Source organism: Synechococcus sp. O70.1 (genome assembly GCF_047462215.1).
In the GTDB taxonomy this organism is placed as follows: Bacteria; Cyanobacteriota; Cyanobacteriia; order Thermostichales; family Thermostichaceae; genus Thermostichus.
On record NZ_JANSIT010000005.1, the window covers coordinates 21,276 to 38,905 of the forward strand.

General features: G+C 60.7%; 20 protein-coding genes and 1 tRNA gene. 5 read left to right on the forward strand and 16 right to left on the reverse strand.

All coding sequences use genetic code 11. The annotated features are described in order from the left end of the window. Positions 1-91: 91 nt before the first annotated feature. Positions 92-1,105 carry a type I glyceraldehyde-3-phosphate dehydrogenase gene (gene gap, locus NW833_RS04140; protein WP_414395850.1) on the forward strand — a complete coding sequence of 338 codons (1,014 nt, stop codon included), beginning with the start codon at positions 92-94 and terminating at the stop codon, positions 1,103-1,105. A gap of 4 nt (positions 1,106-1,109) precedes the next feature. Here the strand turns inward: gap and folK are convergent, their stop codons facing one another. The 7 genes from folK to NW833_RS04175 form a co-directional block, all read right to left on the reverse strand. Continuing rightward, positions 1,110-1,616: a 2-amino-4-hydroxy-6-hydroxymethyldihydropteridine diphosphokinase gene (gene folK, locus NW833_RS04145; RefSeq protein ID WP_414411641.1), complete on the reverse strand. Its 507-nt coding sequence runs from the start codon at positions 1,614-1,616 to the stop codon at positions 1,110-1,112. After that, complete coding sequence (gene folB, locus NW833_RS04150; RefSeq protein WP_414411642.1) at positions 1,613-1,984, reverse strand: dihydroneopterin aldolase; 372 nt, start codon at positions 1,982-1,984, stop codon at positions 1,613-1,615. The genes folK and folB overlap by 4 nt, the downstream gene beginning before the upstream one ends. Then, positions 1,971-2,840, reverse strand: a complete 870-nt coding sequence (folP, locus tag NW833_RS04155; RefSeq protein WP_414395843.1) for a dihydropteroate synthase — start codon at positions 2,838-2,840, stop codon at positions 1,971-1,973. The genes folB and folP overlap by 14 nt, the downstream gene beginning before the upstream one ends. A gap of 433 nt (positions 2,841-3,273) precedes the next feature. After that, positions 3,274-4,365, reverse strand: a complete 1,092-nt coding sequence (gene ychF / locus NW833_RS04160; protein ID WP_414410427.1) for a redox-regulated ATPase YchF — start codon at positions 4,363-4,365, stop codon at positions 3,274-3,276. Between the two features lie 115 nt (positions 4,366-4,480). Further along, positions 4,481-5,875, reverse strand: a complete 1,395-nt coding sequence (rlmD, locus tag NW833_RS04165; RefSeq protein WP_414411643.1) for a 23S rRNA (uracil(1939)-C(5))-methyltransferase RlmD — start codon at positions 5,873-5,875, stop codon at positions 4,481-4,483. Beyond that, positions 5,797-7,431, reverse strand: a complete 1,635-nt coding sequence (locus tag NW833_RS04170) for an O-antigen ligase family protein (protein ID WP_414411644.1) — start codon at positions 7,429-7,431, stop codon at positions 5,797-5,799. Before NW833_RS04170 ends, rlmD begins: the two co-directional genes overlap by 79 nt. Beyond that, the gene (locus NW833_RS04175; protein ID WP_414395836.1) at positions 7,424-7,789 is read right to left on the reverse strand and encodes a 2Fe-2S iron-sulfur cluster-binding protein; all 366 of its coding nucleotides are present in this window, start codon (positions 7,787-7,789) and stop codon (positions 7,424-7,426) included. Before NW833_RS04175 ends, NW833_RS04170 begins: the two co-directional genes overlap by 8 nt. Before the next feature lie 112 nt (positions 7,790-7,901). Here NW833_RS04175 and NW833_RS04180 point away from each other — a divergent pair, with 112 nt between their 5' ends. Then, the gene (locus tag NW833_RS04180) at positions 7,902-8,354 is read left to right on the forward strand and encodes a phosphomannose isomerase type II C-terminal cupin domain (RefSeq protein ID WP_414411645.1); all 453 of its coding nucleotides are present in this window, start codon (positions 7,902-7,904) and stop codon (positions 8,352-8,354) included. A gap of 9 nt (positions 8,355-8,363) precedes the next feature. On the opposite strand, the gene NW833_RS04185 is transcribed toward NW833_RS04180, so the two are convergent. The 3 genes from NW833_RS04185 to NW833_RS04195 form a co-directional block, all read right to left on the reverse strand. Next, entirely contained in the window at positions 8,364-9,512 is a 1,149-nt protein-coding gene (locus tag NW833_RS04185) for a M48 family metalloprotease (RefSeq protein WP_414411646.1), read from the reverse strand. Next, positions 9,490-10,752, reverse strand: a complete 1,263-nt coding sequence (locus NW833_RS04190) for a M48 family metalloprotease (protein ID WP_414411647.1) — start codon at positions 10,750-10,752, stop codon at positions 9,490-9,492. Before NW833_RS04190 ends, NW833_RS04185 begins: the two co-directional genes overlap by 23 nt. Positions 10,753-11,174: 422 nt before the next feature. Further along, entirely contained in the window at positions 11,175-11,621 is a 447-nt protein-coding gene (locus NW833_RS04195; RefSeq protein WP_414395828.1) for a Fur family transcriptional regulator, read from the reverse strand. A 260-nt stretch (positions 11,622-11,881) separates the two neighbouring features. Here NW833_RS04195 and NW833_RS04200 point away from each other — a divergent pair, with 260 nt between their 5' ends. Then, positions 11,882-12,262 (forward strand): hypothetical protein, encoded by a 381-nt coding sequence (locus NW833_RS04200; RefSeq protein ID WP_414411648.1) that lies wholly within the window; start codon positions 11,882-11,884, stop codon positions 12,260-12,262. A 31-nt stretch (positions 12,263-12,293) separates the two neighbouring features. Continuing rightward, entirely contained in the window at positions 12,294-13,490 is a 1,197-nt protein-coding gene (locus NW833_RS04205) for a D-alanyl-D-alanine carboxypeptidase (RefSeq protein ID WP_414411649.1), read from the forward strand. Positions 13,491-13,546: 56 nt separating this feature from the next. On the opposite strand, the gene NW833_RS04210 is transcribed toward NW833_RS04205, so the two are convergent. The 6 genes from NW833_RS04210 to NW833_RS04235 all read right to left on the reverse strand — a co-directional run bounded on the left by NW833_RS04210 (position 13,547) and on the right by NW833_RS04235 (position 16,328). Then, a tRNA-Ile gene (locus NW833_RS04210) sits at positions 13,547-13,619 on the reverse strand. 80 nt (positions 13,620-13,699) lie between these two features. After that, positions 13,700-13,927 carry a DUF3134 family protein gene (locus NW833_RS04215; protein WP_414395823.1) on the reverse strand — a complete coding sequence of 76 codons (228 nt, stop codon included), beginning with the start codon at positions 13,925-13,927 and terminating at the stop codon, positions 13,700-13,702. Positions 13,928-14,011: 84 nt separating this feature from the next. Then, positions 14,012-15,352 carry a UDP-N-acetylmuramoyl-tripeptide--D-alanyl-D-alanine ligase gene (locus NW833_RS04220; protein WP_414395821.1) on the reverse strand — a complete coding sequence of 447 codons (1,341 nt, stop codon included), beginning with the start codon at positions 15,350-15,352 and terminating at the stop codon, positions 14,012-14,014. Between the two features lie 76 nt (positions 15,353-15,428). Further along, the gene (aroQ, locus tag NW833_RS04225; RefSeq protein ID WP_414395820.1) at positions 15,429-15,926 is read right to left on the reverse strand and encodes a type II 3-dehydroquinate dehydratase; all 498 of its coding nucleotides are present in this window, start codon (positions 15,924-15,926) and stop codon (positions 15,429-15,431) included. Beyond that, positions 15,904-16,035: a hypothetical protein gene (locus NW833_RS04230; RefSeq protein WP_414411650.1), complete on the reverse strand. Its 132-nt coding sequence runs from the start codon at positions 16,033-16,035 to the stop codon at positions 15,904-15,906. Before NW833_RS04230 ends, aroQ begins: the two co-directional genes overlap by 23 nt. A gap of 92 nt (positions 16,036-16,127) precedes the next feature. Then, the gene (locus NW833_RS04235) at positions 16,128-16,328 is read right to left on the reverse strand and encodes a hypothetical protein (protein WP_414405827.1); all 201 of its coding nucleotides are present in this window, start codon (positions 16,326-16,328) and stop codon (positions 16,128-16,130) included. 97 nt (positions 16,329-16,425) lie between these two features. Between NW833_RS04235 and NW833_RS04240 the strand changes: the two genes are divergently transcribed. Next, positions 16,426-17,628, forward strand: coding sequence for an Era-like GTP-binding protein (locus tag NW833_RS04240; protein WP_414411651.1), 1,203 nt, complete (start codon positions 16,426-16,428; stop codon positions 17,626-17,628). Positions 17,629-17,630: the final 2 nt, after the last annotated feature.

Consider the following 17,630-nt stretch of genomic DNA (forward strand, 5'->3'; position numbering starts at 1 on the left):
GGCTGGGAGTGTCACTCTATCTCTAGGGGACTGGCGTCTCCTGCGCTACAGCCCCCAACCCGTCGTCCTAGACTGCTACTGGAGGATTGCTATGACCACACGGGTAGCCATCAATGGATTTGGTCGCATTGGCCGCTCGTTTTTGCGAGCGCTGCTCTCCCAGCCAGAGCGGGGGCTGGAGGTGGTAGCGGTTAACGATCTAACCGAGCCGGAAAACCTAGCTTACCTGCTCCAATTTGACTCTGCCTACGGCCGCCTGCCCCAGACGGTGAGCGTTGCCGATGGCCACCTGCACGTCGGCAGCCACAAGATCCGAGTTCTGGCAGAACGGGATCCGGCGCAACTGCCCTGGAAAGATCTGGGCGTCGAACTGGTCATAGAGTCCACTGGCCTGTTTACCAAGCGGGAGGGAGCAGCCAAACACCTGGAAGCTGGTGCCAAAAAGGTGATCATCTCTGCTCCTGCCAAGGGTGCCGACCTAACGGTGGTGATAGGGGTCAACGACGACCAGTACGACCCCGAGCGGCATCACATCGTCTCCAACGCCTCCTGTACCACCAACTGTCTGGCGCCGCTGGCCAAGGTCTTGCTGGATCGCTTTGGCATCGAGACGGGCTTTCTCACCACGTGCCATGCCTACACCGCCACCCAGGCCATTGTGGATCGCCCGGATCCCAAGGACTATCGCCGGGGCCGCTCGGCGGCGGTGTCGATTGTGCCTTCCACAACAGGGGCAGCTACGGCAGTTGCCGAGGTCTTGCCTGCCCTGAAAGGGAAGATGGACGGCCTGGCACTGCGGGTGCCCACCCTAACCGGCTCGATCGTGGACTTTGTGGTGCGCACTGAGCGGCCCATTACCAAAGAGGCGGTTAACCAAGCTTTTGTCGAGGCTGCTGAGGGGCCGATGCGCGGGATCCTGGCCATTGCCCCGCCGCACATTGTCTCGGCAGATATCATCGGCGATCCCCACTCTTCAATTGTGGATCTGGAGTCGACGATGACGCTAGGGGATCGCACCGTGAAGGTGCTCTCCTGGTACGACAACGAATACGGCTACGCCTCGCGGCTGGTGGATCTGGCAGCCAAAATGGCGGCTGCACTGTAGAGCTTTAGTCCCAGCCTAGGTCGGTGCGCTCGAGCCAGGAGCTATCCAGGGCAGCCAGCGCCTCGGCTGCGGCTATGCCGGTTTCCGGGTGGCGCCAGTGGGGATTGAGTTCGCACAGGGGGGCCAGGACGAAGGGGCGCTCCATCATGCGAGGGTGGGGCAGGGTCAGGGCGGGGCTGTTGAGAATCCAATTGCCCATGGCCAGCAGATCCAAGTCCAGCGTTCTGGCCTCCCAGTGTATGCGCCGCACCCGCCCTGCTTCCTGCTCGATGGCCAGCAGCGCCCTGAGCAACTCCAGGGGGGATTGGTAAGGCGGAAAGGGATCCAAGGCCACCACGGCGTTGAGGTAGTCGGGCTGGCCCGGCGGCCCTCCTTGGGCGGGGCTGCGGTAGAGGCTGGAGCGGGCCACCACCTCTCCCAGACGCGGCAACTTCTGCATGGCCGTGCGCAACTGCTGCAGCGGATCCCCGAGGTTGCTCCCCAGAGCTATGTAGGCCAGGTCAGGCTTCATGGAAGCGCAGAGCGACGGCGGACGATCTCCACGTACACATCGTCAAACAGCCCTGGCAGGGGGGCTTGCGGCTTGTGCACCCGCACCGTCAGGGCTTCCACCTGGGGGTAGCTCTGCCACAGCCGCTCGGCAATCCGGTCTGCCAACGTCTCAATCAACCGGTAGCGCTGCTGGGTCACCTCTTCCCGCACTGCCTCGTACACCTGGGCGTAGTCCACGATGTGGGCCAAGTCATCCTCTTGGGGAACCAAGGCAAGCTGCAGCTCCACATCCACCACAAAGCGCGCCCCCAACAGGGCCTCCTCAGGACGATAGCCGTGGTGGGCATGGAAGCTAAGACCCCGCAGCACCAGCCTAGTTTGGCTCACAGTGCAGCCCTTCCCAAGCCGCTAGAGCGGAGACATGAGCAGGGACGTTGTGCGCCCGCACCAGGGTAGCGCCCCGGCTGGCGGCAAAGAGGTGCACAGCTACGCTGGCGCTATCCCGCTCTTTGGGCACAGCAATGCCGGAAAGCTGGCCGACAAAACTTTTGCGCGAGGCTCCCACCAAAACGGGGTAGCCATAGGCCACTAGCCGCGGCAGGGCTCTGAGGAGGGCAATGTTCTGCTCGGCGGTTTTGGCAAAGCCCAGGCCAGGATCCAAAATGACACTGGGCACACCAGCTGCCAGAGCCCGCTCCGCTTGGTCCTTGAGAAAACCAAAAACTTCTCCCTCAAGGTCGTCGTAGTCGGTGAGCTGCTGCATGGTGCGCGGCTCTCCCCGCATGTGCATGATGACCGCTGGCACTCCCTTCTCGGCACACACCTGCATCATCTGTGGATCCCGCAGCCCGGTGACATCGTTGATGATGTGTGCCCCCGCTGCCAGAGCAGCAGCAGCCACCTCTGTTCGCCGTGTATCGACGCTGAGGAGAATTCCGGATCCTTCTAGAGCCCGAATTACAGGCAAAACCCGGTCGCACTCCACCTCTACCGGCACCGGCTCCGCCCCCGGCCGGGTAGACTCACCGCCGATATCCACAATCAGAGCTCCCGCTGCTGCCATGGCCTTGGCCGCTTGCACGGCTGCCTCCACGGATCCCCACTGGCCGCCGTCGCTGAAGCTATCGGGGGTTACATTGAGTACCCCCATCACCGCCACTCCCCGCCAAGAAAGACGGTACCCCTCCTCTGTCCGTTCCGCTCCAGGCAGGGGACGCCGGGAGATCAAGCTAGTAACGCCCATAGGTAAGCTAATTTGCTGTCAGAGCGGCTGCCCAAGAGGGAGGAAGTGCGAGCCTAGCTGAATTCCCTTGCTCTGTTGGGACGCAGACTGCTTGGAGTGGCACGGCATCTGGGTGTATCCGTCCTAGTAGGGGGATTGAGGGGAGACATCACCTGAGGTTGACAAGGAGGGATCCGCTGCCAGCCAAAGGGTAGCTTCAGCAGAGGAATCCCTCCCGTTTGAGCTAGAACATCCGCCTGAGCTAGAACATAATGTCGTCTTCCGAACGACCCCAGATGCACCAGATGATGGAAGCAAAAATTGCTAGGTAAACCCAGGCCATTGGCCCGTATTGCAGCAGGTCCATCAATGCGTCCCTTAAAGCAATTGTTTATCTAGTCCAATTATTGTGATGTTTCGTTACAGCGTCAACGGCTTTCTCAGGAAAGGGCCCCTAGACATGGAAGCGGAAGAGCATTACATCTCCTTCCTGAACCACGTAGTCTCTGCCCTCGCTGCGCACCAAGCCCTTTTCTCGGGCAGCACTCAGGGATCCCGCTGCCACTAGATCCTCATACGCTATCGTTTCCGCCCGGATAAAGCCCCGCTCAAAATCCGAGTGAATGACCCCCGCCGCCTGGGGAGCAGTGGCACCGGCAGGGATTGTCCAGGCGCGGGTTTCTTTGGGACCAGAGGTAAAGTAGGTGCGCAGGCCCAACAGCTCGTAGGTGGCGCGGATCAAGGATTTCAGCCCCCCTTCTTTCACCCCCAGCGACTCCAGATAAGCCTGTCGCTCTTCAGGCGGCAACTCCACCAATTCCGCCTCCACCTGGGCCGAGACCACCACCACACGCGCCTCCTCTGCCTGGGCCACTTGCCGCACCTGCTCTACCCAGTCGTTGCCAGTGGCTAGCTCCGTTTCTGCCACGTTGGCGGCGTAGATCACCTTCTTGCGGGTGAGCAGCCCCAGCCCTTTGATGGCGACCTCCTCCTCTGCGCTAAGGGGCACCAGGCGAGCCGGCTTGCCCTCGTCCAGAGCAGCCTGCAGCTTCTCCAGGGCCTGCAGCTCTACTTGAGCCGTTTTGTCGGATTTGGCCTGCTTGCGCACCCGTTCCAAGCGTCGCTCAATCTGGGCCAGATCGGCCAGGGCCAGCTCTAGGTTAATCACCCCTATGTCTCGCACGGGATCCACCGAGCCAGCCACGTGGACAATGTTCTCGTCTTTAAAGCAGCGCACCACATGCACGATGGCGTCCACCTGGCGGATGTGGGAGAGAAATTGGTTGCCCAAGCCCTCCCCCTTGCTGGCACCAGCCACCAGCCCGGCAATATCGACAAACTCGATTTGGGCGGGAACAATGGCCGCCGAGCCACTGATCTTAGCCAGCACCTCCAGGCGCTCGTCTGGCACGGCCACCCGTCCGATGTTGGGCTCGATGGTACAGAAAGGAAAGTTGGCCGCCTCCGCTTTGGCATTTTCGCAGAGAGCGTTGAATAGAGTCGATTTGCCCACATTGGGCAGGCCGACAATTCCAGCTCTAAGCATTGAGAGTGGGAGGGAAAAAGTCCGTTGCGAAACTTTACTTTGACGTTAGCATTTGTCGCCTCCGGCTAGTGCGCCTACCCAGAGGGCGGCTCCGTGGCAAGCTGGGCAAAGTTCCTCAGACCTGTTCCAAAAAGACCACTCCCTCTACATGGCCTGTCTGGGGAAAGAAGTCAGCAGCTCGCCATTGGGTTAGGCGGTAGGATCCCTCGGCCATGAGGATTTGCAGGTCGCGCGCCAAGGTGGCAGGATGACAGCTAATGTAAACGATCTGCCGGGGCCGTTGCTGCTTTAGGATCTCAAGCACCTGCCGCTCGCAGCCCCGCCGCGGCGGATCCAACACCACAACATCGGCAGGAGGCAGAGTCGGCAAAACCGCTTCTACTGCGCCCTGGAAAAACTGGGCCGAAGTGATGCCGTTGAACTGGGCATTGTAGCGGGCCTGGGCCACCGCCGCGGGCAGGACTTCCACCCCCATCGCCCGTTTGGCCCGCTGGGCAAAGAGCAGGGTTAGGGTGCCGATGCCACAGTAGGCATCTAGAACGGTCTCCTCGCCGCGCAGATGGAGCTGATCCACTATCCAGGTAAAAAAGGCCTCCGCCTGCTCTGTGTTGACCTGGAAGAAGGAGGTGCTATCAATCCAAAAGGAAAGACCGGCCAGTTCTTCCCGCAGGGATCCCCGTCCAGCAATGACCTCCGTTTGCTGGCCAAAGATGACGTTGGTGCGGGCTGGGTTGAGGTTGAGGCAGACCCCCACCAAGTCGGGGTAGCGCTGCATCCAGCGTTTGGCCCACCTTTCCAGGTGAGGTAGGTCGCGGCTGCAACTCACTAGAGTGAGAAGCACCTCGCGGGTGCGGCGGCCAATGCGCAGGCCCAGATGGCGCAACTGGCCTTGGTGGCGGCTTTCGTCGTACACACTCCAGCCGGTTTCTTGCAGATCCCGCTTGATTTCCCTCAGGAACACATCCAGTCGCTCGTCCTGGACAGGGCACTGGTTGAGGTTTACCAAGCGGTGGCTGCCCCGTCGGTAGTAGCCCATGCGCAGCGGCTGGCCCTCTGCTTTGGCAATGGGGTAGGTGACCTTGTTGCGGTAGCGCAGCGGCTGCGGGGATCCCAAAATGGGGACGGGCTCCGGCAGGGAAAGGCCGCCAATCCGCTCTAGCGCGTTGCGGAGAATTTGCTGCTTGGTGGCCAACTGCTGCTCGTAGCTGACGTGCTGCCACTGGCAGCCACCGCACTTGTCGGCAACAATGCAGGCTGGACGCACTCGGTGCGGCGAGGGAGTAACGAGCGAACGAATTCGCCCGACCAGGTAGTTGCGCTTGATCTCGAGAACCTGGGCTACCACCCGATCCCCGGGCACGCCTTGGGCTACAAACACCACCCGTCCCCGCCCGTAGCCAAGCGTGTGGGCAATGCCATCTCCTTCGGGAGTTAGGTCGGTGATCTCCAGGGATAGGAGATCCCCTGGCTTGATGGGATCAGGGGCCAGCAAGGGGATTGACTGCTCCATGGAAGAAGGTGGGGCACTCCAGATACCACTGAACTTTTTCGGAAATGGGTTAGCAACAGCTTTTTACTCCCCTTCTGGAGAGGCGTGCTCTCACCTCCCATCCCCTCTCTCCGAGGAAAAGGGGAGATTTGATGAGGGGGGATGTGAGTCAATCGAAATTGGGTGAGACCATCCAATCGATACGCAAGAAAATCCGGCAACCGAGACAGAATAAACAGAGTAATCCCAGAAAACGCAAGGACGGAACTCTGTTGTGGCATTGGCTGGAACGCCTGGCTTGGGAAGGGATCCGCTGGAACTCCATTTTGCTCGCTGTGGAGCGGATCGAGGCTGGATCCCCAAACGGCCCCCAAAAGCAAGGTCATCAACAGGTGAAGGCGGCCGTCCAAGATCACCACGTCCACTATCCCGGCAGCAAAAAACGCTGTTAGGGCCAGCAGCATGCCCAGAAGGAGCCCGTCCTGGGAACAACGCCAGGCTCGCCAGCCCCGCGCCAAGATCCAGCCCCACAAGGCCAGATAGCCCAGCAGCAGAGGGATCCCGCCTTCCGCCGCCAAGTGCAAGTACAAGTTGTGGCAGTGGCCCAGCAGCTCGGGCGGGTCCTGGGCATTGTAGAGGGCAGGAAAGCTCTGCCAGCCCCAGCCGGTCAGGGGCCGCTCCCGCACCATCTGCAGGGCAAAGCGCCAGGCATCGAGGCGGTTGGCGGTTGAGCTAAAGTGGGGGGCCTGGGGATCCCAGGTGTCCGCCAGACGGCTCCAAATCAACGAAGGCACAACTGCCCGCCAGCCAGGCCAATCCAAAGCCGCCGCCAAGCTGGCTAGCCCCAGGCCGGCCAAGAGGGCGATCCCCCACCAACAGCGCCGCAGCACCAACCCAATGAGTAGAGCCAATCCCCCTGCCCCCCAGCCGCTGCGGGAGGCTGTCAGCAGCAACAGCAGAGATCCCAGCCCCAGCATCGCCACTAGCCCTGCTCGGGTGAGGCGGGATCGAGTTACCCCCCACAGCCCTGCCGCCAAGCACAGGTGGATCACTAGGTAAATGGCCAGGAGGTTGGGGGAGGTAAAGGCCGCTGCCGGTCGCTCCCCGCCAGCCACTCCCGTAATCCAGAGCGGCCCCAAGAAGAGATGGCCCTGCCACCCCCACAGGACCTCTCCCCAGCCCAACAGCAGCATCAGCCCACTGCCCAGTACCAACACCTGCGCCAGGCGCCGGCGACTTTCAGGATCGGCCAGCGCTGCCCCAAAGGCCGGCAGCATCAGCAGAAAAGGCCAGTAGTTAAACATCCCCGGCAAGCTCAGCCGCCAGTCCTCCCCCAGCAGCGCCGTTGCCACTGCCGCCGCGCTCAGCAGGCCCGCCAAGCCCAACAAGGGATCCCGCCGGATCTGCTGCCAGCAGCGGCCATAGCTCTGCACCGTCCCCACCACCGCCAGCAACAGACTAGGGGCTAGGTTCACCGGGATCAGCGCCGCCGACCCCAACAGCCAGCCCTGAGGCTGCGAAGGCTGGGGATCCGGCAACAGGTCTTCAGGGGCAACTGAGGCAGAGAAATTACTCATCGTCGATGGGGATCCCCGCTCGTACCCGCCCCTGGCCAAAGTAGCGGCCAAACTGCAGCTCGTAGACCTCGTCTTCGTCTTGGGTTTCCACCCACAGCTCGGAGCGGGCATAGCCCACGCACAGCAGCCCGTAGCCCTGCTCCTTCAGCTCCCGCGAGATCCCCATTGCCTCCGGCTGGTAGAGGGATCCCCGCCGGATCCGCACCGCACAGGTGGTGCAGGCACCGTTGCGACAGGCAAAGGGAAGCTGGATCCCTTGGGCTTCGGCAGCCTCCAGGATATATTGGTCGGCGGGCACCTGGATGAGATAGTGGGCGTCTTTCTGGCGGTCGTGGATGTGAACCGGGTAGGAACGCATGGAGGAGCAAGATGAGGAGACTTCTCCATGATCCCACAAGACTTGAGGGGAGTTGGGCTACTTTCCAGCTCCGTAGGATAAGCTGAAGGCAGGGCGCCCAGGAGAGCAGCCTATGCTAGAAACCCCTAATTCCCCCATGCCCTCAGAGGAAAAACTGCCAGCTACCTTCTCGGCTGAAGTTTTTCACAAGCTCCTCGAGAGCAATACGGAAACTCGCCCCTGGGGCAGCTTTACGGTGCTGGACGAGGGCCCTGGCTACAAAATCAAGCGGATTGTGGTGCTGCCCAAGCGTCGTCTTAGCTTGCAGATGCACTACCACCGCAGCGAACACTGGATCGTCGTTGCCGGCACCGCCAAAGTAACCTGCGGCAACGAAGAGCGGCTGATCACCACCAACCAGTCTACCTACGTGCCCCCCTGCACCAAGCACCGCCTGGAAAACCCCGGTGTCATCCCGTTGGTGATCATCGAGGTGCAAAACGGCCAGTACCTGGGCGAAGACGACATTGTTCGCTTCAGCGACGACTACGCCCGTGCTACCGGTGAGCGAGCGACTGCCTCCTGAGCAGGCCCCCTAGAAAGGGGAAAAGGCCATCAACAGCAGGACACCAAGCAAGCCCAGTGCCACCTGCACCGCCTGCCCAAAAGGAGGGTGGCTGGTCACCACTTCGCCATAGCGGCTCTGGAAGCGGGACAGATCCAGATAGGGAGCCACCCCCCACCGGAACCACCCGACCACTGTTCCCTCTTTGCCAATCAGCCCTGCGGCCTGCCTGGATCCAAACAGGAAGTTGCCCAGTGGCCCAAAGCGGGAAACGTAGCGCAAGAACATCATCCCCGTCTCATCCTGGAACTTGAGGTCGGCGCCAAAGCGATAGCCCGGATTCCCCCGCCCAATTACCCGCCCCTGCAACTGCATCGGCAACCCGCGCAAGGGGCTGGTGTAGGGGTTGCTCAGCGCCTTCAACACCGTCAACGCCGGCGGGTTCTCCAAGCTGGGGTACATCCCTGGCATCTTCAGCAGCAGGCCCAAGCTGGCTCCCGCCAGGGCCAGGCCGGCAAACATGCCGTAAGATCCTGCCTGTAGAGCTGGGATCCCCAGCCCCATTCCCAAGATTGCTCGCAGCCACTCGGCATTCAACAGCAGCATGTCCAGGAGGAAACTGCCATAGAGCTGCTGGCGGTTGAGCTGCTTGCCTTGGGCCACCACGCTGGCCATATCGAACTCCACCGGCAGATCCAGTTGCTCGGCATAGGTGGCTAGCGCCCGCACCCGCTTGCCGGTGAGGGGATGGGTGGAGTTCAGCTCCATCCACCAGGCCCAGGGGTTAAACAGATCCCACAAAAACACCCTGCCCACCTGGCTGGGATCCGAAGCAAGCCGGTAGGCTGTCCCCACCGTCCCTGCTGCCTTGGCGTCGTAGATCCCCAAGGCTCGCATCCCCTCCAACAGGCGGGTGCTGCGCCGACGAGTTTCCTCGTCCTGCTCCCGCTCTCCCTCCTGGACAATGCCAAAGGCAATTTTCACCAGAGCCCGTGCAAGGGCATTGGGGTTGCCGGTGGTTTCGGCAGCAAAGTAATCGGCAAAGTACTCCCGCACCCGCGACAGATACAGCACCAAATAGGAGCCAGCCACGTAGAAGAGGTAGGCCACCAGCGCCAGGAAAGCCAGGTTTTTCCCCCCTCTGCGGTTACGGCCCTCACTGCTCCCGCGATCGCGCACATAGACCTAGAGAAGGTAGATAGAGGAGCTGCAATAGCGTGGAAGCTAGGGTCATGACAGCGAAATCCCAGTGGATAACATGCCCCAGCTCGTGGGCATAGACCGTGGCCACCTCTTCATCTTCCAGGTAGGTAAATAGGCCCTCGCTGACAACGATGCGGGCGTTATTGGGCAGGCTGCCATAGGTGAAGGCGGTGGGGTTTTGATCGGGGATCAGACCCAGCTTCGGCTGCTTTAGCTTGTGCTGCCGGCAGACGCGTTCAATCACCTCCGCGCTTTCGGGGCTGCGGCGCTCAATTTCCCCCAAGCTCACCCACTGGGTGCCGTAGAGGCTCTGCTGGATCCAGTCCATCACCCAGGGGGACAAAAAGAAGACTAGGGCGTTGAAGGCCAGGGCAAGCAAAACGGCGAGAAGGAAAGAGCCGAAAGAGAGCCCTCCTTCCAGGGTGCCGAAAACAGCCAGGGCCAGCACAAACACCATGCCAAACAATAGGCCTAGGGTCAGGCCTGCGGCCACTGTCAGGTTGCCGGCAAAGCTGGCCAAAACCAGCGCCACCCCCCCTTGGGGAGCGCGATAGTTGCGTTTTGCCTGGCCGGTTTTGCAGCCTGAGGCGGCGGGATCCAAATCAGCCAAGGTGCGGCTAGGGCTGAAACAGTAGCGGCTTAGCCAAATGCTCAGCAGGCGCAGCTCATAGGAGCTAAGACTTTTCAGAGGTTCCAACCACAAGGATGCTTCCACTGACAGCGTCACCGTGGAGACAGCGCTAGGGTTGCGAAACAAGGTGGGCAGTAGGGGCAGCACCTCCTCTTTTTGCCCAGAAGTGAGGCCGTGAAAACCCAAGACTGCCTGGCGCACCACGCTGGAGGGTTGGGGCAGGTCGGCAGTGAGCAACTGGCGGTCTAGGACAAAGCAGTAGTGGCTGAGATCTGGCTGCAGAGTCCCTTCTGTGGTTAGCCCCGGCCCCAGTCTCACCTGCGTCTTCCAGTCAGCCTGCTGCTGACCCATAGGACGACTGTAGAGAGCTAAGCGCTTGACTTGGGGGTAGCGGCTAGCTACAGCCTTCCGGAACCAAGCGGTTAGCTGCTCGTAGTTGAGGGCAGCATTGGCAGGGCGATTGAGCATGACCACCAAAGCATAGTCCCCAGGGCTGTCTTGGAGGGGCTGGGCCTTGACTTGGACTCTCAGGCGCAGATCGGCCAGGGCCCTCTCCAGCCAGTGCGCCACTTCCTGCTCGTTCATAGTCATCTCCCGCAGTAGGGGGTTGACGTTCTCCTCAGCCCTGAAGGGCGGGGATTCTTCGCCTACTTGCTGTGCTACACAGCGTGCGGCTTGTACCGCAAGATCTCAACCAGTGTCCGTTTGTCCTAGGTCTAGAGGATCACTAGCGGTGGGTTGTGTTTGCCGCTGGAAAGGAGCTTGATAGCTGGGCTCTTCCCCTGCACCCGGTAGGAGCAATGCTGCCAGGGCGGTTTGGCCTCGGGTCGCCGGCACTAGCGCCACGATCTACTGAAGTGCCCAGTTTGAGCTTGCAGACGGTGTCCACGGCCAAGGCTAACGGGCTGAGTTGGTAACAACAGGTGGCTTATCCCCCTCCCAGCGGCAGCACTGCTCCACTAGGTCGGAGAGCAACCTAAGCAAAGCTCAGCCTTAGAAGTTTTTGGCTACACAATCGAGCGCTGTCCCTCGGGGCTAATGCCAATGATGGTGAGCTGGCAATCGAGCAGCTTAAAGCCGTATTTTTCCGCCACCTTTTGGCTGATGCTGAGGATGGCATTGTTTTTAAACTCAATGACCTTGTTGGTTTTAATGCAAACCAAATGGTGGTGGTGGCGGGGAGCCGGATGGTTGATCTCGTAGTGTTTGTGACCTTCCGTCAGCTCCAGCTCCCGCAAAATGCCCATGCGTGTCATTAGCTTGACAGTGCGGTAGATAGTGGAGAGGCTAACTTTATGGCCTTCTTCCTGCAACTTCTTGTGCAGCTCCTCGGCACTCAGGTGAGTCCCCTCGGGTAGGTTTTGAAAGGTCTGTAGGATAATCTCCCGTTGCCGAGTGGCTCGCCAGCCCCTCGCGTTTAGCTCCGCCTTGAAAGCTTCTTCCGTATAGACCATGACTCTGCCCCTCCACTCCTAGGCAACGCGGCCGTGACCGTCAATAAGTTCTGTAATTGATAATAGCTTCTGATAGCTTCCCTAAGAGCCCTGCCAGCGGTTTTCCCTCCTGGAGCAGTTGCAGCGTCTGGTCTAGCTTGTCCCCCTAGGATGAGCTAGCCTACTCTTGCAGCATCTTGCTGGCGGCAAGTTTGGGCTACCATGCTCAGGAAAAGGCCTGTCCTAGCAGTGTTGGCAAGTATTGAGGAAGGCGGAAAAAGATGCGCTTTGAGCAGCCCAAAACCTATTCCATTTCTCTAACTGGCTGGGGTTTTTGGCTGGGATCCCTGGCTGTGGCAGCTTTGCTAACCCGCCTCGGCCTGGGCTGGCTGATGGTTGGCTTGGTAGCCTTGCTTTTGTTTTTGCTCTCTCTACCGCTGTTGGTGCTGCTGGCCTTCCGCTGGTGGGCCCGCCGCTGGATTACGACAGATCGCTGCCCGGTCTGTGGGTCAGAGGCGCAAGCTCTTGAAGGCAGCCACTTCTTTTGTCCCAGTTGTGGCGAGCCCCTGTTTGTTGCCGATGGATACTTCTACCGGCAAACGCCCCCTGGCACCATCGACGTGGAGTCTGGGGAAGAAAGCAGCTGGGAGTTACTCAGCTGAAGGATTCATCCTCGCGGCGCTTTGAGGGTTGATGAGCCGGTGGAGACGCAGAGCAAGAGCGGGGATTGGGCTGCTCTCAGCAGCAGGGCTCTGGCTAGGGGCGTTGCCCTCTTCGCCGGGATCCCTACAACCTCAGGTGCAAATCCATCTAGCGCAGTTAGCTAGGCGGGGGTTTTCGCCTACGGCGCAGGGGGTTTGGCTGCAAAGAGGCGACCAAGTTTTGGGGCAGCACCAGGGATCCACCCCTCTGCCGGCCGCCTCGCTGACTAAGGTGGCCACTACCCTGGCTGCTTTGCAGCAGCTTGGCCCGCAGCACCGCTTTGTTACCACCTGGTTGGTCACTGGCCCCCTAACCGCTGAGGGAGTTTTGCAGGGGGATCTCTGGGTTTTGGGAGGAGGGGATCCTTTTTTCGTGTGGGAAGAGGCCTTCTTGGTGGGCAACGCCCTCAACGCCCGGGGGATCCGCCAAGTGCGCGGGGATCTGGTGGTGGTGGGCCGCTTTTACATGAACTTTTCCCTGGATGTAGCCCGCTCGGGAGCTCTGCTGCAGCGGGGGCTGGATGCGCGGCGCTGGCCGCCAGAAGCCCAGATCCAGTTTCAAACCTTGCCTCCCGGCACACCCAAGCCCCAGGTGGAGATCTTGGGCTCGGTGCGGATTGCCCAGCAAATCCCAGCTAACGCCCAAGTTTTGCTCAGACATGAGTCGCCCCCCCTCATTCACTTGCTCAAGCTGATGAATCTCTACAGCAACAACTCCATGGCCGAGATGTTGGCCACGGCGGTGGGGGGAGCAGACCGGGTGGCTCAACTGGCCCGTGAGGCCGCAGGGATCCCGCCTGCCGAGCTACAGCTAGTTAACGGCTCGGGGTTGGGAGTGGAAAACCGCATTTCTCCACGGGCCAGTGTGGCTTTGTTTCAGGCAATCCAATTGCTTCTGGAAAAGCAAGGGCTTTCTCTAGCCGATGCTTTTGCTGTCGTCGGCCAAGATGGAGGGGTGCTGGGGCAGCGGCTGTTGCCGGAGGGGATGATTGCCAAATCCGGCACCCTCAGCGGCATCAGCACCTTGGCGGGAGTCTTGCCAACCGAAAGGGGGGACATTTGGTTTGCCCTGATGAACAGCGGCGCCCCTTTGGCTGACTTGCGTGCCTGGCAGGAACAATTTCTCAGCCAGCTCCGATCCCAGTGGGGAGCCCCTGCCATCTTGCCTAAGCGTTGGAAACCGCGCTGAAGGGAGGGGAGGACTCCGCAGCGAGTCAGTTTCAGCCAGGGGGATCGCTTTGCCAGTGGGGCGTACAGGAGTCGAACCTGTGTAAGGCAAATTATGAGTTTGCTGCCTAAACCGCTCGGCCAACGCCCCTTCTTTACTCTACTTTAGCGCCCCTAGCTCTATTTCGATCCTCCCCCCAGCAGAGCCTCGCAGCGCTAGCTGACTCTGACCTACTCCTCTTCCTCCATCTCGAAGTCCTCGACGAAGTCGTCGCCGATCAAGTCGTCAATCTCCTCGAGATCGTCGTCTAGGGTAATCTCAGGAACTTCAATTGGCTGTTCCAGCAAGCGACCTTCCTGGCGTAGCCAGTCCAAGATGGAGAGGCCGCCGCTGGAGGGCAGGAGCACCGGAGGTTGATCCCGCGGCTCCTCCCGCAGAGAAGGGTTGTGGTAGTACATACTGTCCAGGCAAAGGGAAAAAATCGAAACTGCTCCCCTCAAGCGGGGAGGTGAGTCTGGCTAGCGGCTATTTCCTAGCTTAGCCTAGGCCTGCCAGGCCTGCAAAAAGCGCTGCAGCACCCGCTCCAACTGGATGGCTCGCGCTGCTTTAAATAGCAGCCGATCCCCCGCCTGCACCTGGTGCAGCAAGATTTCCAATAGGGTTGATTCGTCCCTACAGCGCTCTACCTGAGCCGCTGGCCTCTGCTCAATGAGCGGCTGCATTTCCCCCTCGGGATCCAAAAGCAAAAGCCGCTCCAACCCCAAAGGGGCAGCAGCGCGCCCCACCTCTGCGTAAAGGTAAGGGGCATGCTCCCCCAGCTCCCGCATGGGGCCCAGGATTGCCCAGCGCCGTTTTCCGGGGGTTTGGGCCAGAAGCTGGAGAGCCGCGATCATGGCCTCTGGCGAGGCATTGTAGGTCTCATCCCAAATTTCCACATCTCCTGCCAGCTTGAGGTGGCGGTTACGCCCCTCCAGGGGCGTGGGCAAGAGGATAGGCTCTCGCAAGCGTTCCCAATCCAACCCCAAGCTGCGCACAGCGGCCAGCACCCCCATCCAGTTGAGGGCATGGTGCCTGCCTGGCAGGGGCACCGGCAAGGTCAAGCCCTCCACGGTAACCGTCTGCGCCTGCGGATCCCACTGCCCTCGCAGCTCACCCTGGTCAAGGCCGTAGGTGAGGGTTGGCCCCGACCACACCCTGGCGGCAGTGGCTAGCAGTAGGGGATCCTCACCGTTGAGCAGAGCCACTCCCCCTTGGCCTAGCTCTTGCAGCAGCTCGCACTTGGCGGCGGCAATGGCCTCGCGGGATCCCAGTCTGCCGATGTGGGCAGTGCCGATATGGGTAATCAGGGCGTGGGTAGGCTGAGCCGTCTGGGCCAGGCGGCGAATTTCGCCGGGGCCGCGCATGGCCATTTCCAGCACGGCAAACTGGTGCTCAGGTCGCATCTGCAGCAGTGTCTGGGCCACGCCGATGTCGTTGTTGTGGTTGGCTTCGCTCTTGAGAACGCTGCCGTAGCGGGAGAGGGCAGCCGCCAGCATTTCCTTGGTCGTGGTCTTGCCCACTGAGCCGGTGATGGCCACCACGGGAATGGCAAACTGCTCCCGCCAGGCTCTGGCTAGGCGCTGGTAGGCAGCTAGGGTATCGGGAACCCAGAAATGGGGTGCAGCCACCGGCTGCTGGCTGATGACAGCAATGGCCCCTTTGCTCATGGCGTGGGGAATGAAATCGTGCCCGTCAAAGCGCTCTCCCTTGAGGGCAACAAAGATCGACCCGGGCTGCAAGCGGCGGCTGTCGGTGCAGAGGGTCTGAACCGGCCAGCTCAACAGCTGAGGATCCCCTTGCAGAGGGGTTTGCAGCAGCTCGGCCACAGCTTGTAACGTCAGCATGGGGGTCAATGAGTTGAGCCTGGCTATCGCGTAGGATAGCCAAAAGAAGGCTCACCTGCTTCTCCAACCAAGTTAGCTAGGCTGCTTGCATCCGCAGGTGTTGCACGAGCGCCTGTAGTCCTAGCAAGTAGCTATGGGCCCCAAATCCGCTGATTTGCCCAAGGGCTACAGCCGCGATGTAGGAGTGCTGGCGGAAAGGCTCGCGGCGGTAGATGTTGCTTAGGTGAACTTCTACAGTAGGCAATCCCACAGCGGCAATGGCGTCGCGCAGAGCAATGCTGGTGTGGGTATAGGCGCCTGGGTTGATCAAAATGCCGGCATGCTGCTGGCGAGCGCGGTGAATGGCGTCGATGAGCACTCCCTCATGGTTGGACTGGAGGATCTCCAGCTTTACCCCCAGCAGCTCTGCTTGCCGATGCAGAGCCTGATCCACCTGCTCCAGGGAAACTGAGCCGTAGATGCTGACCTCCCGCTCCCCCAGTAGGTTAAGGTTGGGGCCGTGCAACACCAAGATGCTCAAAAGCTCGCCGCTGGTGGCTAGGGCGGTCGGATTAACGACGACGAGGGGATCCATTTTCTACCGGAATGGGTGCAGGTTGGGGCTGAGGACTTCCCAGCAAAGCGTCAATGACACGTTCCACCCACTCGCGGATCTTTTCGAAAACCTTTTCCACCCAATCCATCCGACCTGCCTCGTAGGAGTTACAAAGCTCTCGGGGGAGTTTAACCCGTTGACTTCCATGATAGCGCTTCTTTCCAAGAAACAGGAAATGCCCTAGTGGAGAGCACCTAAAAGCAGAATGTCCACGGCCAGCAGGGCCCCAGCAAAGGCTAGTAGGCTGCGCACGATCTGGCGTTCTTGCTTGGAGCGATGGGATCCCCCCAGCCGCAGCCAGCGTAGGGACTTGGGAAAGCGGTAGAGCATACAGAAAGCTCCTCGAGCCACTTGGGGAGTGTTGACGCTACAAATAATCATGCCCCATTCTCCAAGTGGCCGATCCCACCTAACTTCCCTTCGCTGGAGGGGAAGCTGGGCTGCGGTGGCCAATTCCCTTTGGAGTGATTTTCTGTCGATGACCACTCCCCTAGCCCAAGCCGAAACGGTTTTTCAGCGCTGCTGGGATCACTGGCAACCGCTGGCCAAGCGTCCCGACCTGCAGCCGGAGCTGAAGGCTCTGTCTGCTCTGCGCAGGCGACTGAGGGCGCGGTTATTTTCCATTGCCGTGTTTGGGCTGGTCAACCGCGGCAAGTCAGCAGTCGTGAATGCCCTAGTTGGCGAGGCTCGGCTGGAAGTGGGGCCCCTAAATGGCGTGACTCAAAAGCCGCAATCGCTGCTGTGGCGACCGGGGCCAGGGATCCCTTGGCAAGTGCGGCTCATCGATACGCCCGGCTTAAACGAGGTCAACGGAGAAGCGCGCGAACAGTTGGCCTGGGAGGTGGCCCGGGCGGCGGATTTGATCCTGTTTGTAATCGCCGGCGACTTGACCCAGCTGGAGTACCAGGCGCTGCTGGAGTTGCGCACCCTGCACAAGCCCCTCCTGCTGGTGTTGAATAAGTGCGATCTCTACTCGGAGGCGGAGCTGCAGGCAATTCGCGAACAAATTAGCCGCCACCTGGGCTGGGTGTTGCCGCAGGAGATCCTGACAGTGTCCGCTTGCCCAAAACCCCAGAAAGTCCGCACCCACTGGCCAGATGGCCGCATCACTTTGGAGTGGGAGCGACCTGCTCCCCAGATCGCAGCTTTGCAAAGCCAAATTGTGGAGATTTTGCGGACGGAGGCGGAGTCCCTCCTGGCCCTCAATGGGCTGAAGCGGCTGGAGCGCCTCCAGACTCAGCTTTGGCAGAAGCAGTGGCAGTATCACGCTCGCCATCTGGAGCAGTGGGGTACAGCCTGCGCCCTTGGCAAGGGGGTCGCCGTGGGCTTAGCGCCCCTGGGCTTGGATCTTCTGCTTGCGATCCTCCTGGATAGTCTGTGGGTGTTAGGCTTGGGGATGCGGCTGCGCCTGCCCTGGGGATCCCTCCGCAGGGCTTTGGAGGACTTGGGGCGACCGCTGCTGCTTAATAGCACGCTGCTGCTGTTGGCCGAAGGGCTAGGCACCTGGCTGGGGGGCAGTTGGGGCAACAGCCTCCTAGGGGGAGTCGTGGCAGGGGCAAGCCTATACCGTCTGGGATCCCTGACGCCACCCCTGCTGAGCCGCTGGGTCAGCGAAGGGTTTGGCCTGGGGGCCGTCCTACGGGATCTCGTGGGCAGCAAGGAGCTAGCTGCCAAGGTCTAGGG

Bases quoted from the DNA above. Each gene is read 5' to 3' on its own strand.
- gap (WP_414395850.1), top strand. From the start codon at position 92: ATGACCACACGGGTAGCCATCAATGGATTTGGTCGCATTGGCCGCTCG.
- folK (WP_414411641.1), bottom strand. From the start codon at position 1,616: ATGAAGCCTGACCTGGCCTACATAGCTCTGGGGAGCAACCTCGGGGAT.
- folP (WP_414395843.1), bottom strand. From the start codon at position 2,840: ATGGGCGTTACTAGCTTGATCTCCCGGCGTCCCCTGCCTGGAGCGGAA.
- ychF (WP_414410427.1), bottom strand. From the start codon at position 4,365: ATGCTTAGAGCTGGAATTGTCGGCCTGCCCAATGTGGGCAAATCGACT.
- rlmD (WP_414411643.1), bottom strand. From the start codon at position 5,875: ATGGAGCAGTCAATCCCCTTGCTGGCCCCTGATCCCATCAAGCCAGGG.
- NW833_RS04170 (WP_414411644.1), bottom strand. From the start codon at position 7,431: ATGAGTAATTTCTCTGCCTCAGTTGCCCCTGAAGACCTGTTGCCGGAT.
- NW833_RS04175 (WP_414395836.1), bottom strand. From the start codon at position 7,789: ATGCGTTCCTACCCGGTTCACATCCACGACCGCCAGAAAGACGCCCAC.
- NW833_RS04180 (WP_414411645.1), top strand. From the start codon at position 7,902: ATGCTAGAAACCCCTAATTCCCCCATGCCCTCAGAGGAAAAACTGCCA.
- NW833_RS04190 (WP_414411647.1), bottom strand. From the start codon at position 10,752: ATGAACGAGCAGGAAGTGGCGCACTGGCTGGAGAGGGCCCTGGCCGAT.
- NW833_RS04195 (WP_414395828.1), bottom strand. From the start codon at position 11,621: ATGGTCTATACGGAAGAAGCTTTCAAGGCGGAGCTAAACGCGAGGGGC.
- NW833_RS04200 (WP_414411648.1), top strand. From the start codon at position 11,882: ATGCGCTTTGAGCAGCCCAAAACCTATTCCATTTCTCTAACTGGCTGG.
- NW833_RS04205 (WP_414411649.1), top strand. From the start codon at position 12,294: ATGAGCCGGTGGAGACGCAGAGCAAGAGCGGGGATTGGGCTGCTCTCA.
- NW833_RS04215 (WP_414395823.1), bottom strand. From the start codon at position 13,927: ATGTACTACCACAACCCTTCTCTGCGGGAGGAGCCGCGGGATCAACCT.
- NW833_RS04220 (WP_414395821.1), bottom strand. From the start codon at position 15,352: ATGCTGACGTTACAAGCTGTGGCCGAGCTGCTGCAAACCCCTCTGCAA.
- aroQ (WP_414395820.1), bottom strand. From the start codon at position 15,926: ATGGATCCCCTCGTCGTCGTTAATCCGACCGCCCTAGCCACCAGCGGC.
- NW833_RS04230 (WP_414411650.1), bottom strand. From the start codon at position 16,035: ATGGATTGGGTGGAAAAGGTTTTCGAAAAGATCCGCGAGTGGGTGGAA.
- NW833_RS04235 (WP_414405827.1), bottom strand. From the start codon at position 16,328: ATGATTATTTGTAGCGTCAACACTCCCCAAGTGGCTCGAGGAGCTTTC.
- NW833_RS04240 (WP_414411651.1), top strand. From the start codon at position 16,426: ATGACCACTCCCCTAGCCCAAGCCGAAACGGTTTTTCAGCGCTGCTGG.